Annotated in this window: 16 protein-coding genes; 7 read left to right on the top strand and 9 right to left on the bottom strand. The window is 34.3% G+C overall.

The window, feature by feature from the left end; translation table 11 throughout:
• Positions 1–91 precede the first annotated feature (91 nt).
• Entirely contained in the window at positions 92–1360 is a 1269-nt protein-coding gene (locus tag U5A88_RS04310; RefSeq protein WP_354204084.1) for an MFS transporter, read from the top strand.
• A 209-nt stretch (positions 1361–1569) separates the two neighbouring features.
• Here the strand turns inward: U5A88_RS04310 and U5A88_RS04305 are convergent, their stop codons facing one another.
• The 4 genes from U5A88_RS04305 to U5A88_RS04290 all read right to left on the bottom strand — a co-directional run bounded on the left by U5A88_RS04305 (position 1570) and on the right by U5A88_RS04290 (position 8110).
• On the bottom strand, positions 1570–4407 hold the full coding sequence (locus U5A88_RS04305) for a S9 family peptidase (protein WP_354204083.1): 2838 nt from the start codon (positions 4405–4407) through the stop codon (positions 1570–1572).
• 212 nt (positions 4408–4619) lie between these two features.
• Complete coding sequence (locus tag U5A88_RS04300; RefSeq protein ID WP_354204081.1) at positions 4620–5048, bottom strand: GNAT family N-acetyltransferase; 429 nt, start codon at positions 5046–5048, stop codon at positions 4620–4622.
• A gap of 66 nt (positions 5049–5114) precedes the next feature.
• Positions 5115–6560, bottom strand: coding sequence for a glyceraldehyde-3-phosphate dehydrogenase (locus tag U5A88_RS04295; RefSeq protein ID WP_354204079.1), 1446 nt, complete (start codon positions 6558–6560; stop codon positions 5115–5117).
• Positions 6561–6670: 110 nt separating this feature from the next.
• Complete coding sequence (locus U5A88_RS04290) at positions 6671–8110, bottom strand: S1C family serine protease (RefSeq protein WP_354204077.1); 1440 nt, start codon at positions 8108–8110, stop codon at positions 6671–6673.
• A gap of 168 nt (positions 8111–8278) precedes the next feature.
• On the opposite strand from U5A88_RS04290, the gene dapF reads away from it, so the two are divergent.
• The 5 genes from dapF to U5A88_RS04265 all read left to right on the top strand — a co-directional run bounded on the left by dapF (position 8279) and on the right by U5A88_RS04265 (position 12290).
• A complete protein-coding gene (dapF, locus tag U5A88_RS04285; protein ID WP_354204075.1) occupies positions 8279–9067 on the top strand; it encodes a diaminopimelate epimerase in 789 nt (262 codons plus the stop codon).
• Complete coding sequence (locus U5A88_RS04280; protein ID WP_354204073.1) at positions 9068–9592, top strand: GNAT family N-acetyltransferase; 525 nt, start codon at positions 9068–9070, stop codon at positions 9590–9592.
• On the top strand, positions 9589–10623 hold the full coding sequence (mltG, locus tag U5A88_RS04275; protein ID WP_354204071.1) for an endolytic transglycosylase MltG: 1035 nt from the start codon (positions 9589–9591) through the stop codon (positions 10621–10623). Before U5A88_RS04280 ends, mltG begins: the two co-directional genes overlap by 4 nt.
• Before the next feature lie 4 nt (positions 10624–10627).
• Complete coding sequence (locus tag U5A88_RS04270; protein ID WP_451963469.1) at positions 10628–11557, top strand: DUF2279 domain-containing protein; 930 nt, start codon at positions 10628–10630, stop codon at positions 11555–11557.
• A gap of 103 nt (positions 11558–11660) precedes the next feature.
• Positions 11661–12290, top strand: coding sequence for a peptidoglycan-binding protein LysM (locus tag U5A88_RS04265; protein ID WP_354204067.1), 630 nt, complete (start codon positions 11661–11663; stop codon positions 12288–12290).
• A gap of 62 nt (positions 12291–12352) precedes the next feature.
• Here the strand turns inward: U5A88_RS04265 and U5A88_RS04260 are convergent, their stop codons facing one another.
• From U5A88_RS04260 to dnaA, 3 genes are read right to left on the bottom strand one after another with little or no spacing between them, the layout of a single operon-like run.
• Positions 12353–13069 carry an SAM-dependent methyltransferase gene (locus U5A88_RS04260; RefSeq protein WP_354208130.1) on the bottom strand — a complete coding sequence of 239 codons (717 nt, stop codon included), beginning with the start codon at positions 13067–13069 and terminating at the stop codon, positions 12353–12355.
• On the bottom strand, positions 13059–13520 hold the full coding sequence (locus U5A88_RS04255) for a low molecular weight protein-tyrosine-phosphatase (RefSeq protein WP_354204065.1): 462 nt from the start codon (positions 13518–13520) through the stop codon (positions 13059–13061). Before U5A88_RS04255 ends, U5A88_RS04260 begins: the two co-directional genes overlap by 11 nt.
• 10 nt (positions 13521–13530) lie before the next feature.
• Positions 13531–14958, bottom strand: coding sequence for a chromosomal replication initiator protein DnaA (gene dnaA / locus U5A88_RS04250; RefSeq protein WP_354204063.1), 1428 nt, complete (start codon positions 14956–14958; stop codon positions 13531–13533).
• A 168-nt stretch (positions 14959–15126) separates the two neighbouring features.
• On the opposite strand from dnaA, the gene U5A88_RS04245 reads away from it, so the two are divergent.
• Positions 15127–15534 (top strand): acyl-CoA thioesterase, encoded by a 408-nt coding sequence (locus U5A88_RS04245; protein ID WP_354204061.1) that lies wholly within the window; start codon positions 15127–15129, stop codon positions 15532–15534.
• On the opposite strand, the gene U5A88_RS04240 is transcribed toward U5A88_RS04245, so the two are convergent.
• Together U5A88_RS04240 and ribD are read right to left on the bottom strand one after the other, a co-directional pair.
• Positions 15531–16139, bottom strand: a complete 609-nt coding sequence (locus U5A88_RS04240) for an IMPACT family protein (protein ID WP_354204059.1) — start codon at positions 16137–16139, stop codon at positions 15531–15533. The genes U5A88_RS04245 and U5A88_RS04240 overlap by 4 nt on opposite strands.
• 36 nt (positions 16140–16175) lie before the next feature.
• The gene (ribD, locus tag U5A88_RS04235; protein WP_354204057.1) at positions 16176–17231 is read right to left on the bottom strand and encodes a bifunctional diaminohydroxyphosphoribosylaminopyrimidine deaminase/5-amino-6-(5-phosphoribosylamino)uracil reductase RibD; all 1056 of its coding nucleotides are present in this window, start codon (positions 17229–17231) and stop codon (positions 16176–16178) included.
• Positions 17232–17242 lie beyond the last annotated feature (11 nt).

Raw genomic sequence — 17242 nt, 5'->3', positions numbered from 1 at the left:
GAAACGTACATTGGACTAAATATTGGACATTGTTTGAGACATAACTCAAGCCTACTACTTCCATTTACTAAATATACCGTACTTTTAAAGCATGAACCCCAACAAAACGCCTTGGTATTATTTGGTATTGCTGATATTAGCTGGGGAGTCCGTATTTATTCTGCCCTTTGTATTGGCACGGGTATTTCGACCCACTGTTTTAGATGCCTTTGCATTAACCAATGTAGAATTGGGCTTGTGTTATTCCGTTTATGGTATTGTAGCCATGGTTTCATACCCTTTTGGTGGGCCTTTGGCAGATAAATTTGCTCCCAGAAAATTAATTGCAGTAGCCCTATGGATGACCGCCTTAGGTGGTTTGGTGTATGCTAGGTTTCCAAGTGTTGGCGTATTGCAACTACTATATGGGTATTGGGGTTTTACCACTATCTTTTTATTTTGGGCACCTATGATAAAAGCGACACGGGTTTGGGGCGGAAACACTTCACAAGGTAAAGCTTTTGGGTTTTTAGATGGCGGTCGTGGCTTGGTAGGGGCGTTGTTCGGAGCTATGGGTGTACTCATTTTTTCGTTGTTTATCGTTTCCAATATTGCCGAAGCTACAGTCTCCGAAAGCAAAGCAGCTTTTAGATATGTAATTTTAACCACGGTGGGTATAGTTAGCGTTGTGGGAATTTTGGTCTGGTTCTTTATGAAAACCGACCAAAAACTGGAAAAAGCTATTTTGTTGGAAAAAATAACCTTATCTCAAGTACGTGAAGTATTGCGTTTACCTTCCGTTTGGCTATTGACGATCATTATTTTATGTGCCTATGTGGGCTATAAATTAACCGATGATTTTTCACTTTATGCCCAAGACGTAATGGGTTATGACCAAGTAGAATCTGCTAAAGTAGGAACGTTTTTGTTGTTTATTCGTCCTGTTGTTGGGGTGTTGATAGGTATTTTGGCAGACCGTTCGCAAATTACTTTTTGGTTGTTAGTTAGTTTTATCATTTCGTTTTGCGGAGCCTTATTATTTGCCACAGGTGTTGTCTCTACTTCTTTAACAGCATTGTTTTTTATCTCTATACTGATTGTGGCTACGGGGGTTTACGCCGCACGTTCATTGTATTTTGCGGTAATGGAACGCGGGCAAATTCCTTTAGTACTTACGGGAACTGCTGTTGGGCTGATTTCTTTGATAGGCTATACCCCAGATATTTTTGCCAGTCCTGTTATGGGGTATTTATTGGATAGTTCACCTGGAAAAATAGGCCATCAACATGTATTTTGGATGTTAGCGTTATTTTCTTTTATTGGTGGTATTGCTGCTTGGTATTATTATAGGTTGTATAGGAAAACGAAGAACTTAACTTAATTTCTTTCATTTTTTCCATTGATGAAAAAACGAAACAAAAAAATCTAGTCTGTACGAGGAAATTGCTTCGCAGCATTCGCTCTCGAAATTACATGCTTAGAGCTAACGCTCTGCAACTCCATTTCTTCACTCATTATTTCTTGCGTACAGACGGGCTTAACCGAAATTATTTTGTACAAGAAACAATCTATATGAAAATACTAGCTTTGCTAGTTACCCTCTAAATCATAACCAAAATCCTTTCCTTTTCTAACCGCGGGCAGCCCTTCGGTCATCCATTTGGGTGCAGGAGCTCCTTTTAGATAATGATCAAAAAACTGCATCATACGTATAGATAAGTCTTGTCTGTTTTTGTTTTTCCTTAAATTATGTGCTTCATTATTATACACCAATAACCAAACAGGTTTGTTTAACCTACGCATACCCATAAACATTTCTATACCTTGGTAATACGGCACCGCTCCATCGGCATCGTTATGCATCATTAGTAAAGGAGTTTCTATATTTGGAATACCAAATAATGGTGAATTCTCAATATACAAATCAAAACCTTCCCAAAGGTTTTTACCAATTCTACTCTGTGTTTTTTCATACTGAAACGCTCGGCTTAAACCACTAGCCCAACGAATACCACCATAGGCCGAAGTCATATTACTTACAGGTGCACCCGCCATAGCCGCCTTAAATTTATTGGTTTTAGTTACCAAATGTGCTACTTGATAGCCACCCCAACTCTGCCCTTGTATGGCAATATTATCGGAATCGATATAACCTAATTTTTCAACGGCTTCTATACCCGAAACAATACAGTTATAAGCACTTCCACCCGGTTTCCCTTCTTTATAAACAATGTCCGGAACAAAAACCACATACCCATTACTTGCTAAAAAGCTCATATTAACTGTTGAAGCACTAGGCCTTGGTGTATGGTAACTGTTTAGGTTATCACTTCGTCTTTCATAAAAATAACTAATCATAGGGTATTTTCGGGTGGCATCAAAATTTTCGGGTTTGTAAATAATTCCGTCTAATTTTGTACCGTCATATGCCGTCCAACTGAACTTTTCTGAAGTCCCCCATAAAAATTCTTTTTGCTGAGGATTGGCATCTGTAATCCGTTTTGATTTTCTTCCGTCAAAATAATACAGATCTGGAAACGTTTGAAAATTCTGCTTTGTGTACAACAATGCATCGGTTTCTTTTGCTTTTCTGAACCCTCCTAACAACATATTTTCAGTAGTTAATATCACTTTTTTTCTATAGTTTTTTGGATTAAGCCCCAAAAGGGTATTCGTTTTCTTTGTTTTATCAAAAGCTTCAATCAATAACTGCTTTTTAAAATAAGAAGCTTTGCTTCTATCTTCAACATCTAATCGTAAAGTTCGGTATTCTATATTTTTTGTGCGTCCGTCTTTAGTAATATTTATTGGTGTTTTACTACCTGACAAATCAACTTTCCAAACATCAAACTGATCGTTCAACAATGCATATCCCTCTTTGTCAAAACCTCCAAAACCATATGACCAAGCAGCTGCAGGTACATCATTTTCAACATCATAAAAAGGCACATTCAAATTTTGTGTTACATTTCTTTTCTCTTTAGTGGCTAAATTTAGTGACCACCAATGTTGACTCTCTTGATCGAAATAAACGGCATAGTTACCGTCAGGAGATAAATTTGGTCGAGCTGAAGTACCTTGTAAGGCCAGTTCTTTTGCACCAGTTTCAGTGTTCACAATATAGTAGTCTGACAGCCAAGGATATTCCCAAGACCTTGAAACGTCATAAGGACTAGAAGTATTACCCAACACATATTTCTGCTCCCTATCTTTATCTAAAAGCAGATTATCTATGTTTTTGTCTTGTAACGCGATTACATTATTAGTACTCAAATTAACAAAAGACAAATAAGCCTTATCTTTTAAAGATTCTAATTTTGATTTTTGTTCAGGCTGAATCAATTTGTCCTTATAGTTCCAAACATCAACCTCTGGAATTTCATCATCTAACAAGGTAGTATCAATATTAAATGTTACAGTCGGTTTTGAATAAAAATAAAGTCGTTTTGAGTTTTCCGAGAAATACGGTGTTTGTGCACCACTTAATTCCCAATCGTTGCGTAAATTTTTACCTAAGGTATCGGTAATTTGTTGTAGATTATTATCGGCAACATAGAATAATTCGTACTTCAACGAATCTTTAGCAACAGAATCCTTAGCCGACAGATAGGCCAAACGCATACCTTTTTTGTCAATGGCCAAATGATCATAGGCATATCTACCTGTATCAATAACTCTTTCAAAACCATGAAAATCATATAGAAATATACCAATGTCACCTTTCTTTTTGGTTTTCATTTTTGTAAAATATAAGGCTTGTGCTTCTTCAGCCAATTTAAAAGACTTAATGTGAAAAATAGTATCAGAAGTCTTGCTTTTTAGGTTATATACCAATCCATAATCGGCTTCCAATGCAGGATTTTTCTTTTTATTTTTCTTTTCTTTTACAGCTTCCTTGATACTATCTTTATTCTTTTCAGTCTTTGTCTTAGTAGTATCTTTTTTAGGTTTTAAATTCTTAAATTTTTCTATTACCACCCATCCATCATATTTTTTAGGAATATCAAAACTCTTTACCCTTAAAATGCTGTCAGTAATTTTATTAGCATTTACATCATAGATAAGCAATTTGTTTTTAGACTGTTTGTCCTTTTTAACTTCTTTCTTTTTTTCTTTTCTAACCGTTTGGTAATCGGGTTTTTGTAAAAAGAAAATGTAGTTATTATCATTGGAAATTTTTGCTCCGTAACCATTATGGAACTTGTTACTTTTTCCTGTTTTTGCATTATAAATCCTTAAATAACCATCGCCTCTACTTGTAGCCGTAGCTACTGTAGTTACAATCAATTTTCCGTTATCTGAAACCTGAGGACTCTGTATCCTTTTCCATAAATCGTAATCATCATGGGTTAAACTTCTTTTTTGTTGTGAGTAACTACTTAATGAAAAACAGAATACAAATACGAAAAGGGCAATTTTTTGAAACATAGTTAATTGGATTAATTGAATGCTAAAGATACAATTTTAAATAAAATTGTAGCAAACAGTTGATTTTTTGTTGAGGCAGAAATAAATTTTTAATATACTTAATTAGTGATAATACTGAGTAGCGTCATTGCTACCCTGAAACAATCCCGATAGCTATCGAGACAGGGTGACGAACCATTTATGTCACAATTACCGTCAATCAAAAATAAAACCTAACTCATTTTAAGAATATATAATCCACTATGTTTTTGTTTAAAATCTAAACTCTTATAGAGGCTGATTGCTGCTTGGCGTTTCTCATTGCTAAAAAGTAATATTTCCGAAAGTCCCATTTCTTTACCTTTTTCTAGTAATTTGTTCATCAGTTTTCTGCCCAGGCCCTTTCCCCTGTAATTAGGATCTACTACAACGTCCTCTACCCAGCCTTTATACCCGGAAATAACCGTATAAGTGGCCATTAATGCCATCCCTGCTAATTTTTCACCATCCATACAACAGGCAAAAACAATTTCATTTTTTGGATTAAAAAGTTCCGATAAATCTTTCTGTTTTATTTCTGAATTTAATTGATTGAAAAGTTCTTTTACTTGTAACGAAAGGTTTTCGGTAACATCGGAGGGTTTTAGTATAGATATGTCCATAATTTAATGCAGTTAGTTATAGCCAAAAACCAATTTGACACCTTAAAGATATGGAAATTCTACACGTTAGTAATACGAAAACCGTCTAACTTCAGAAATATGCTTTGCTAATCTGATTACTTGATGGCTGTACCCGTATTCATTATCGTACCAAACATAAATAATTGCCGTTTTTCCATCATCAGTTACAATAGTTGCATTGCTATCAAAAATGGCTGGGGCGGAAGAACCTACAATATCAGAAGACACCAATTCATTACTTAGTGAATATCGGATTTGCTCAACTAAATCACCTTCCAAGGCATATTTTTTCATTACAGAATTTAAACTTGACTTACTTGTAGAGTTATCTAATTGCAAATTTAAAATTGCTAAAGATCCGTTAGGTACTGGAACTCTAATGGCATTTGAAGACAATTTACCTTCTAAGGATGGTAGTGCTTTGGCAACCGCCTTTCCCGCTCCTGTTTCTGTAATTACCATATTTAAGGCTGCCGCTCTACCTCTACGATATTTTTTATGCATATTATCAACTAAATTCTGGTCGTTGGTATAGGCATGAATAGTTTCTAAATGCCCACTTACAACTCCAAAACTATCTTCCATAACTTTTAGTACAGGTGTAATGGCATTGGTAGTACATGAAGCCGCAGAAAAAATAGAAACCTCGTCAGGATTATGTTCAAAATGATTAACACCATGTACAATATTGGGCACACCCTTGCCCGGAGCGGTCAATAAAACCTTATCGGCTCCTTTACTCAATAAATGGCGACTAAGGGCTTCTTTATCTCTAAAGGCACCTGTATTGTCAACAATCAAAGCGTCATTAATGCTGTATTTTGTATAATCTATATCCTCAGGGTTATTGGCAGAAATCATATAGACTGTAGTGCCATTTATTATCAAAGCACTATTTTTAATATCGGCTTTAACGGTTCCGGGAAAATTACCATGAACGGAATCATTTCTTAATAAAGAAGCTCTTTTTTCTAAAATGGTTTCGGTAATTTCTCCACGAGTTACAATGGCACGTAAACGCATTTGTTTGCCTTTACCCGTCCTTACCATTAATTCTCTGGCAACTAATCTGCCTATTCTACCAAAACCGTATAACACAACATCTTTAGGCTCTATACCATTTGTTTTTTCAGCTCCTTTTAATTTATTACTTACAAAATCCACCACGTCTTCTTCATCTTCGGCAAGGTGGAACTCATACGCCAGTTTACCAATATCTAATTTTGCCGGAGGTAAATCTACTTCTTTTATAGCTCTAGAAATTTCTACAGCATCAAAAATAGAAATGGGTTTTTGCACAAACTCACTAGCGTATTCAATCAAATTGAGGATTTCACTAACATTTCTATTAATCAATTGATTTCTGAACAATATTAGTTCAATAGCATTGTCGTACCAAAGGTCGCTAACAATTTTAATAAACTCTACTGTTGCCCTTCTTCTATCGGCTTGAAAGGCTAATTCTGATTCGTACGTTTGGTCTGTTGACATACTATTAAAAGTTTTTGCAAAAGTACTATTTCAAACGTTTTCGTAAAAGCTTTAGTATAAAAAAATCCCTCAACTAAGTTGAGGGATTTCTCACTAAGATTATAAAACTATTAATTAGGTACATAGATAGCATGATATTCAGCGTAACCTTCATTATTTAACACTTGTACCATAATTTGATTACCCTTATTCTTTCTTAAAACATCTTCAGCATCTTGTACATTGTAAACTTTCTCCCCGGCAATCTTTAGTATGATATTTCCAGCCTTAACTTCTCCCTCAATTAAGTAGGGGCTTTTAACCGTTTTCAATTTTAAGCCATAATTGATACGATTTTCAGCGGCTTCTTTCTTGGATATTTTTTCAAGGTTACCTAAATAGTTTTTAGAAAAATCTAATTTATCAATGGTAACTTTACCAAACTGATTTCCTAATTTTACTTCAAATTGTTTTTCCTTACTGTCTCTAAGTACAGTAACATTAACAACATCACCAGGGCGTTTAGTACTTAAAAACCCTTTTAAATCCGAAAACTTATTAATTTTAACCTGATTTACTTGAATAATAATATCATTTTTTTTCATTCCTGCTTTTATAGCTCCTCCATTTTCTGTTACATTAGCTACCAAAACACCTTGAGTTTGATTTAAACCAAGCTCCTTAACCAATTCACTGTTCAATTCAGCAGGCTGTATCCCTAAATAGGCAGTACGTACATCTCCAAATTCCATTAAATCTTCCACAACTTTTTTTGCGATATTCGAAGGTACCGCAAAAGAATACCCAACATAAGACCCTGTCTGTGAACTTATTGCCGTATTAATACCTACCAATTCTCCTCTAACATTTACCAATGCTCCTCCACTATTACCAGGATTTACCGCAGCGTCCGTTTGAATAAATGATTCTACCATTTTACCACCGGATATATTAATATTTCTAGCTTTGGCACTTACAATACCCGCAGTTACGGTTGATGTTAGATTAAAGGGATTACCAACGGCCAACACCCACTCGCCCACTTTAACATTGTCTGAATTAGCAATAGCAACAAAAGGTAAATCTTCAGCATCTATTTTTACTAAGGCTATGTCCGTACTCTCATCTGCTCCAATAACTTTGGCAGGATATGATTTTTGATTATTTAAGGTAATCTCTAATTTTTTAGAGCCTTTAATTACATGATTATTGGTGATGATGTATCCGTCAGGTGAAATAATTACACCTGATCCAGTTCCTATCGTTGGTCTTCCACCTCCACCTGCACCCTCTCCGTAGAAAAACTCTACTAAAGGATTTGATCTTGACATGGTTGTATTTTTAACGTGAACCACAGCATGAACTGTTTCTTCTGCGGCTTTTGTAAAATCAGTGGCTTCAGCAGCATAGTTTGAACTTGGAATATTATAGTTAGCTTGAACTACTTTAGGCTGTAATTTATTTTCAGAATTACTAATTATCTCACCATTTCCAATTACATAAACATAAGCACCTAAGGCCATAACCCCGCCCAATACGGAAGCAAAAACTAAACTTACTATTTTTTTCATCTTCAAAAAATTTTATGTTCTTAAATTATTGTATTCTTTTAACACTCAAAATTAACATCTTATTTTATATCAAATTTGACTTTAACTATACTTTAACGCCAATATTAACTGTACTTTAACAAAAAATAATTCAACAAGGCGGATTAAAAAAATGTTTACATTTGCAACATGAGCCAAATTGAATTTTACAAATATCAAGGTACGGGAAACGATTTTATAATGATTGATAATCGTCAACAACAATTTCCCAAAAATGATACCAAATTGATTGAAAGGTTATGTGACCGAAAATTTGGCATAGGTGCAGATGGTTTAATACTCTTAGAACTGTCAAATTTGCAGGATTTTACCATGATTTATTACAATGCTGACGGTAATGAAGGTAGTATGTGTGGTAATGGTGGTAGATGTATAGTTGCTTTTGCCAAACAATTAGGTATAATAGATAAAAATACCACTTTCGATGCCATAGACGGTTTACATGAAGCTCACATTACTGATGATTTAGTCAGCCTAAAAATGAAAAATGTTACTAAGATTGAAGATTTCAGCAGCCATTTATTTTTAGATACGGGTTCACCTCATCATATAGCCTTCGTAAAAAACCTTGACAATTTTGATGTTTATGGCACGGGTAAGAAAATTAGAAACGGAGCTCCGTATTTTGATAAAGGTACCAATGTTAACTTTGTTGAACAAAAGAATGATACTACCTTTAAAGTGCGTACCTATGAACGTGGCGTAGAAGATGAAACCTTAAGCTGTGGCACTGGTGTTACCGCAGTTGCAATTGCTGCACATAAAGCTAACAAAACAAATGACACAACTATATCACTAGAAACCTTAGGGGGAACTCTGGAAGTTTCTTTTGATATTGATGCTAATTCTTATAAAAACGTGTTTTTAAAAGGAAAAGCTACTAAAGTTTTTAATGGAGAATTTGAAATTAATGCATAAATGAAGGTATTGACTGGAAATACTATTCACTTAAGAGCTCTAGAACCCGAGGATTTGGATTTTTTATATGCCGTAGAAAATGATGCCAATTTTTGGGAAGTTAGCAGTACACAAGCACCCTATTCCAAATATATGTTAACACAATATTTGGCAAATGCCCATCAAGATGTTTATGAAGCAAAGCAACTGCGTCTGGTGATAGCTCATAATAAAACCAACAAAGCTGTCGGTTTAATCGATTTATTCGATTTTAATCCGCAACACAAACGTGCTGGAATTGGAATTTTAATATTAGAAAACGAACAACAAAAAGGGTTTGCTTCAGAAGCACTTGAATTGTTAATTGGCTATAGCTTTAACATACTCCATTTACATCAATTGTTTGCCAATATTACCACGGACAATAAAAGGAGCATTAAACTGTTTAAAAAACATAGCTTTAACGAAATCGGCATCAAAAAGGATTGGATTTTTAGTAAAGGAAAATTTAAAGATGAAGTTTTATATCAATTACTTAATAAATGAATCTTAAAAAAATAATACCGTCCGTAATTGCAATAGTCCTTATTGTTGGATCATTAATTGTTTATAAGTTCTATGGTAAAATATACAGTTCCAATGTTAAAGAAGATATAGCAGTTTATATACCTACAGATGCATCTTTTGACGAAGTAAAAGAAGTTATTAAGCCTGTTGTCAATAATATGGATAGTTTTATCTGGGTAGCCAATCAAAAAAATTACCCAAATGTAATTAAAGCTGGTAAATACGTCATTGAAAAAGGCATGAGCAATAATGCTTTAATTGACTTATTGCGGAGTGGAAAACAAACGCCTTTAACTCTAACCTTTAACAATCAAGACACGCTAGAAAAACTGGCGGGGAGAATAGCCTCTCAGATAGAACCTGACTCCATACAAATTTTAAATACTCTGTCCGATAGTGAATTTTTGTCCAAAAATAAACTGACCAAAGCCAAGGTATTAGGTATTTTTATTCCTAATTCTTATGAATTTTACTGGAATACTTCGGCAAAAAGCTTTAGAGACAGGATGCTAAAAGAGTACAATAGGTTTTGGAACGATGACCGAATATCCAAGGCTAAAAAACTAAACATGACAAAAAATAATGTGATGACTTTAGCCTCTATAGTACAAAAAGAAACATCAAAAGTTAGTGAACGCCCAACTGTGGCTGGTCTTTATTTAAACCGTTTACGGGATGGATGGCCTTTACAGGCAGATCCTACGGTAATTTTTGCGTTAAAACAAAAACATGGTCAAGATTATGAGGTAAAACGTGTTTTGAATGATGATCTTTTAATCGATTCACCCTATAACACCTATAAAAATGCAAGCTTACCTCCTGCTCCAATTGCTATGCCCGATATTTCTTCGATAGATGCGGTACTAAATGCTGAAAAACACGAATACTATTATATGTGTGCCAATGTAACCGATATTGGAGCACACGCTTTTGCAAGAACTCAAGCCCAGCATCTCAGAAATGCACGGAAATACCATGATTGGCTTAATAAACAAGGCATTAACAGATAGGTTTATGTCTAGTTGTATCTGTTATAAGCAAATTTCAACCTTACTTTTCCTGCTTTCTATTAGTTTTACAACAGTTGCACAACAAAATATATCTTTTTGGGAAAAATCAGATAGTTTAAATACCAAAAGAAGAAACGCAGTTTATATTACAGAAGCTTCTTTGACGGGTCTTACTTTGGTTGGTATGCACCAATTGTGGTATGCCAATTATGATTCTTCTTCTTTCCACACCATAAACGACAGTAACGATTGGCTACAAATGGATAAAGCCGGACATGCGATGGGAGCCTATTATGTGGGTAAAGTGGGAATGAATGTATTGGATTGGGCTGGTGAAAGTAAAAAGAATCAATTACTATATGGGGCTACCTTAGGCTTCGGCTTTTTAAGCGTTGTAGAAATTTTTGATGGTTTTTCAGAAGAATGGGGATTTTCACCTTCTGATATTTTGGCTAATGCTACGGGTACAGGATTGTTAATAGGACAAGAATTGTTGTGGGACGAACAGCGTATTTTAATGAAATATTCGTTCCATACGACAAAATATGCCAGTCAACGTCCAGAATTACTCGGAGAAAATTTCTTAGAACAAACCTTAAAAGACTATAACGGACAAACGTATTGGTTATCAGCCAATATATGGTCATTTGCTAAAGAAAGTAATTTCCCTAAATGGCTGAATATTGCAGTTGGTTATGGAGCTGAGGGAATGATTTCAAGTAGTGATGATTATTTTATTGATAATAGTATTGCAAACCCTCCCGAGCGTTATAGACAGTTTTATTTAAGTCTAGATGTTGACCTATCTAAAATAAAAACACAATCTAAATTTTTGAAAACACTCTTCTCTACGATAAATTTTATCAAAATCCCTGCTCCTACGCTCGAAATCAACTCTAAAGGGCGTAGCAAATTTCATTTATTTTATTTTTAATAAATTGAAAATCAGTCTTTTAAAATATTTTGGTAATTAAAATTTTTGTTGTATATTTGCGGGCTGAATTGAAAATGCGTTTAACCCCTTTAATGCATCAACAATGAAAAAGAAAACTAGTAAACTATTAGTATTATTAGTAACCATTTTTACAATATCCAGTTTTACTGGTATGTACAAAATAGATACTAAAGAAGCAAAATACAATGTACCTAGTACTGACTATTTTGCAACCGTACCACAAGAAATTGAACCCGTTACTTTTTTTGATTCTCCAACTACCGGTAAATCTTTTATTGGTTTTAAAGAAGCATTGGCTTTTAAAGAATCTCAAGGGAAATACAACAGAGTTAACACTTTTGGGTATTTGGGTAAATATCAATTTGGAAAAGGAACACTAAAACGTTTTAAAATTTATAATACTGCTGAATTCTTAAAAGATGCTGAGTTACAAGAAGATGCCTTTCTAGCATTATGCTCGGTAAACAAATGGATTCTAAAAAGAGATATTAAAAGGTTTGTAGGCAAAAGAATTAATGGTGTAACAATTACGGAATCAGGTATTTTGGCTGCCGCACACTTGGCTGGAGCTGGTAATGTAAAAAAATACTTGCGTAGTTACGGGCGTACAACCTTTGAAGATGCTTATGGTAGTAGCATAAGTTACTACATAAAGAAATTTGCTGGTTACGACACTTCGTTTATCGAAGCGAACAGGCATCCCGTTCTGTAATATAAGAAATACAGAAAGCATTAACTATCAACAAAAAATCCTCAATTTTAAATTGAGGATTTTTACATTTTATGTAAAATAAATATTGCTGGTCGTTTATGCAAATTTACCTTTTGCTTTTTCCAATCGTTAACGGACATCGTTTTAATATACTCGGTGGGCAAAGTAATATCTACTGCAATACACAATTTAGTTTGATCAGAAAGCACTTGCAATAAGTCCTCAACCATTTTTTCGTTACGGTAAGGCGTTTCTATAAAGATTTGAGATTGATTTTTATCAAACGATAATTTCTCTAACTGTTTTATGCTTTTCTTACGATCTGCTTTATCAATTGGCAAATAACCGTTAAATGCAAAATTCTGTCCGTTTAAACCAGATGCCATCATTGCCATTGTTATGGATGACGGGCCTACCAATGGCACAACGCTAATATTTTTTTGATGAGCTAATTCTACAATTGCAGCACCTGGATCAGCAACAGCGGGCACACCAGCTTCGGACAGCAAACCTACATTGACACCATCAGTACAAACATCTAAATAATGTTGAATCTCCAGATTATCAGTAAATTTATCCAATAAATAAATGGTTAAATTGGGTTGTGATTTTCTAGGTGTTACTTTTTTTATAAACCGTCGTGCTGATTTTTCGTTCTCAACAATATAATGGTTAGTGCGTTCAATAATTTTTTTTACCGAGATAGGTAATACCTCTAAAGGCTCGTTATCTCCTAGCGTAGTGGGAATTAAATACAATTTTCCTTTATTACTCCCCATCATTTAACTTATCGGCAATTATAGTGCATGCCTTGTTTAGCATCTGATATACATTTTCAAAACCTCGCTCCGTATCATGATAAGGATCAGGAACATCAACATTTTCATTAGGAAAAACCTCGTTTAAAATCATTTTGACTCTAGACCTATCACTTTCATTTCTTGCCAAACTTAAAACATCTTCTTTATTAAAAGCATCCATTACATAAATCAAATCGAATTCATCAAAATCCGACTGACGAAATTTTCTACAGCGTTGGTCCGTGATATCCAAATTGTATTTTTTGGCAACGGCAATTGAGCGGTTATCGGGCAATTTACCTATATGGTAACCTCCAGTTCCAGCAGAATCAATAAAAACTTTTTGCGAATCAACTTTTGACTTTAAGATGCCTTCAGCCAATGGCGAACGACAAATATTACCGAGACATACCATTAAGATACGAGTCATTGTTAGGGTATTAAAATGACAATTTTTTAGTTATATCGTCAACATATTTTCTGAACTGCTTGTCGGTTTCGGTAAGATTATCAACAGTTTTACAAGCATGTAGTACAGTGGCATGATCTCTACTTCCAATTTGAGAACCTATACTTGCTAATGAAGCTTTTGTCATACGCTTAGCAAAATACATGGCCAACTGACGTGCTTGAACAATGTGACGTTTACGGGTTTTAGATTGCAAAGTAGTAACATCCATTTCAAAATATTTGGAAACTACTTTTTGAATATAATCAATAGAAACCTCACGTTTAGTGTTTTTAACAAATTTGTCTACTATTTGCTTGGTTAAGGCTAATGTAAATTCTTTTCTATTAAAAGAAGCTTGAGCAATCATAGAGATTAGCACTCCCTCAAGTTCCCTTACGTTTGATTTAATATTTTTAGCAATGTATTCCACTATTTCATCGGGCATTTCCACACCATCTCTAAATAGTTTTTTCTGTAGTATTGAAATTCGGGTTTCATAATCGGGAGCCATTAGCTCTGCCGACAACCCCCATTTAAAACGAGACAACAAACGCTGCTCAATATCCTGCATATCCACAGGAGCCTTATCTGATGTTAATATGACTTGCTTACCATTTTGGTGCAAATGATTGAAAATATGGAAAAAGACATCTTGCGTGCCCGATTTTCCGGATAAAAACTGAACATCATCAACAATCAGCACATCTATCATCTGATAAAAATGAATAAAATCGTTTCTTGTATTGCCTTTTACGGAATCGATATATTGTTGCGTGAATTTTTCAGCTGAAATATACAATACCGTTTTTTCAGGATACTTGTCTTTGATATCAACGCCAATGGCGTGAGCCAAATGCGTTTTACCCAAACCAACACCACCATATATTAATAGAGGATTAAAAGAAGTGCCTCCTGGTTTGTTGGCCACAGCCATACTTGCCGATCTTGCCAAACGATTGGAGTCGCCTTCTATAAAGCTATCAAAATTATAATTGGGATTAAGTTGAGATTCTATTTTTACTTTTTGAATTCCTGGAATAATAAAAGGATTCCGCAACTCTCTTTTATCAATTTCTAAAGGAACTGTTATTCCTTGGGAATTGAAAGGCTTTCTATTTGAACTTGGAATTTTAACCGTGTGAGGATTTTTACTACTGTAGGCATTTTCCATCCGCACATCATAAACCAGTTTTGCATCATCACCTAACTCCCTCACTAAGGCAACTCTTAACAATTTAATGTAGTGCTCTTCTAACCATTCGTAAAAAAACTTACTTGGAACTTGAATTGTTAATGCGTCTCCAGCTATTTTTATCGGCTTAATTGGCTCAAACCATGTTTTATATGCTTGGGGCTTGATATTGTCCTTTATAAAAGACAAACAATTATTCCAAACTGAAGTAGCAGTTTTACTCATTCGTGTTAATTAGTTTTGTTGGTTAGACACAGAGTGAATTAAATTGGGTTTACACTCTCACTTATTTTGCGTTACAAAAATGTGAATAATATTTAGTATAAAAAATTTTTTTTCTATTGTTTTTCAATTTTTTTTTTAGTAAACTCTCACGCCAAATATAGCAAATTTATGTTGAACCATGAAATAAATATTAGAGTACGCTACGGAGAGACAGATCAGATGAAATATGTGTACTACGGCAATTATGCCCAATATTTTGAAATGGGCAGAGTAGAATGGCTTCGTGAACTGGGATTATCCTATAAAAAAATGGAAGAACTGGGTATAATGCTTCCCGTTATCAATTTGAATATAAATTATTTAAAACCAGCTAAATATGACGATTTACTTACCCTTAAAACCGTATTGTTAAAAAAGCCTGGATTTAAAATCGATTTTGCTTATGAGCTTTATAATGAAGCGAAAGAACTGCTAACAAAAGGCACTACGACATTGGTTTTTATTGATACTGAAAGAAATAGACCCACTAAAGCTCCAGATTATATTTTAGAAAAAGTAAGTGCATTTTTTAATTAAATCACTTTCCAACTAATGAATCTTGATTCTGATAGTGCAGATTGTAATTTTTCTGCTTCACTTTTTCTAATCGCTATAACAAACTCACATTTTAATTCCATTTTTTGCTTTACAATAGTTGCATTGGTGTCTTTTACAATCCGAATTACCGTATTCATTTGAGGATATTCAAATAAAAGTTTAAAATGTGTATTTATTGTTTTGGTTGTGATTCTAGCCGATTCCAACGCCAGTTGAGCAGTAGTTTTATATGCATTTACCAATCCGCCAACCCCTAATTTGGTGCCGCCAAAATAACGGACAATCACAACCAATACATTAGTTACTCTATTTGATAATATTTGCCCGTAAATAGGCAGACCAGCAGAATTATTAGGTTCACCATCATCGTTAGTGCGGTATTGCACATGCTCAATGCCAATTCGCCAAGCATAGCACCAATGTCTAGCTTTATGATGCTGATTTTTGAGATTTTCTACAATCTGTTTTACCTCATCTTCACTTTGTAACGGAAACGCATATCCCAAGAATTTACTGCCCCTATCTTTAAAAATAACCTCTTCAGAAGGTTTAGTTATGGTCTTATATGTATCGTTTTCTTTCAACTAAATTTTTGTTTTAGCTAACTTAAGGCTTTAGGATTATTCGTTTTGTAAAATTTTTAAAGTATCATATTTTATCTTTTTATTTAGAATATCTCTACCATATATAATAGGTGCTTTTACTCCGTCAGAAAATGAGACATCTCCAGTAAAAATTCTGGCTTCATCCCATAAGTCAGTATCTATAAAAGATTGAAGCGTTTTCGTACCACCTTCAATAATAACTGATTGAATTTCTTTTTTACACAAATAATCACAAATTTGTTGCGGAATGTTTTTAGTAAAATCAATTTTAGAATACTTTAAATTATTCTTGTCCTTTTTATCTTTTTCGGTAAATACTACTGTCCGATTACTTCCATCAAAAACATTATAATTATTTGGTACTCTTAAGTTTCTATCCAAAATCAATCTCAACGGATTTTCACCAATCCAATCACGCACATCCAACTTCGGGTTATCTTCAATAGCCGTGGTTGTACCCACTAAAATAGCTTGTTCTTCTGCCCTCCATTTATGAACTAATTGGCGAGAATATTTATTCGTTATCCAAACAGGTTTGTTTTCTTTTCTTTTTGTTGTTGGAGCAATAAACCCATCTTTGGTTTCTGCCCATTTCAATATAATATAAGGTCTTTTTTTTGTGTGATAAGTAAAAAACCGTTTATTCAGTTCAATGCATTCCTTTTCTAAAACACCAAAAATTACCTCACAACCTGATTCTTGCAACTTTTTAACTCCCCTACCCGCTACCGCCTCAAAAGGATCTATACAACCGACCACTACTTTAGAAATGTTGTGTTTGATAATCAAATCAGAACATGGCGGCGTTTTTCCAAAATGACTACAGGGTTCTAAACTTACATAAAGCGTGGATTTTTGCAACAACTTTCTGTCACTAACCGAATTAATTGCGTTTACTTCGGCATGATTGCCACCAAAAGGATTTGTAAATCCCTCGCCTATTATATTATTATCATGTACAATTACACAGCCCACCATTGGATTCGGTCTGGTTAGGCCCAATCCGTTTTTTGCCAATTGCAAACAACGTTTTATGTATTTTTCGTGTATATTCACATCGCAAAAATACATTATTTAAAACG

Source organism: Aureibaculum sp. 2308TA14-22, assembly GCF_040538665.1.
Taxonomy (GTDB): Bacteria; Bacteroidota; Bacteroidia; order Flavobacteriales; family Flavobacteriaceae; genus Aureibaculum.
Note: the sequence above shows the minus strand (reverse complement) of the source record. Positions and strands in the feature narration are given on the sequence as shown.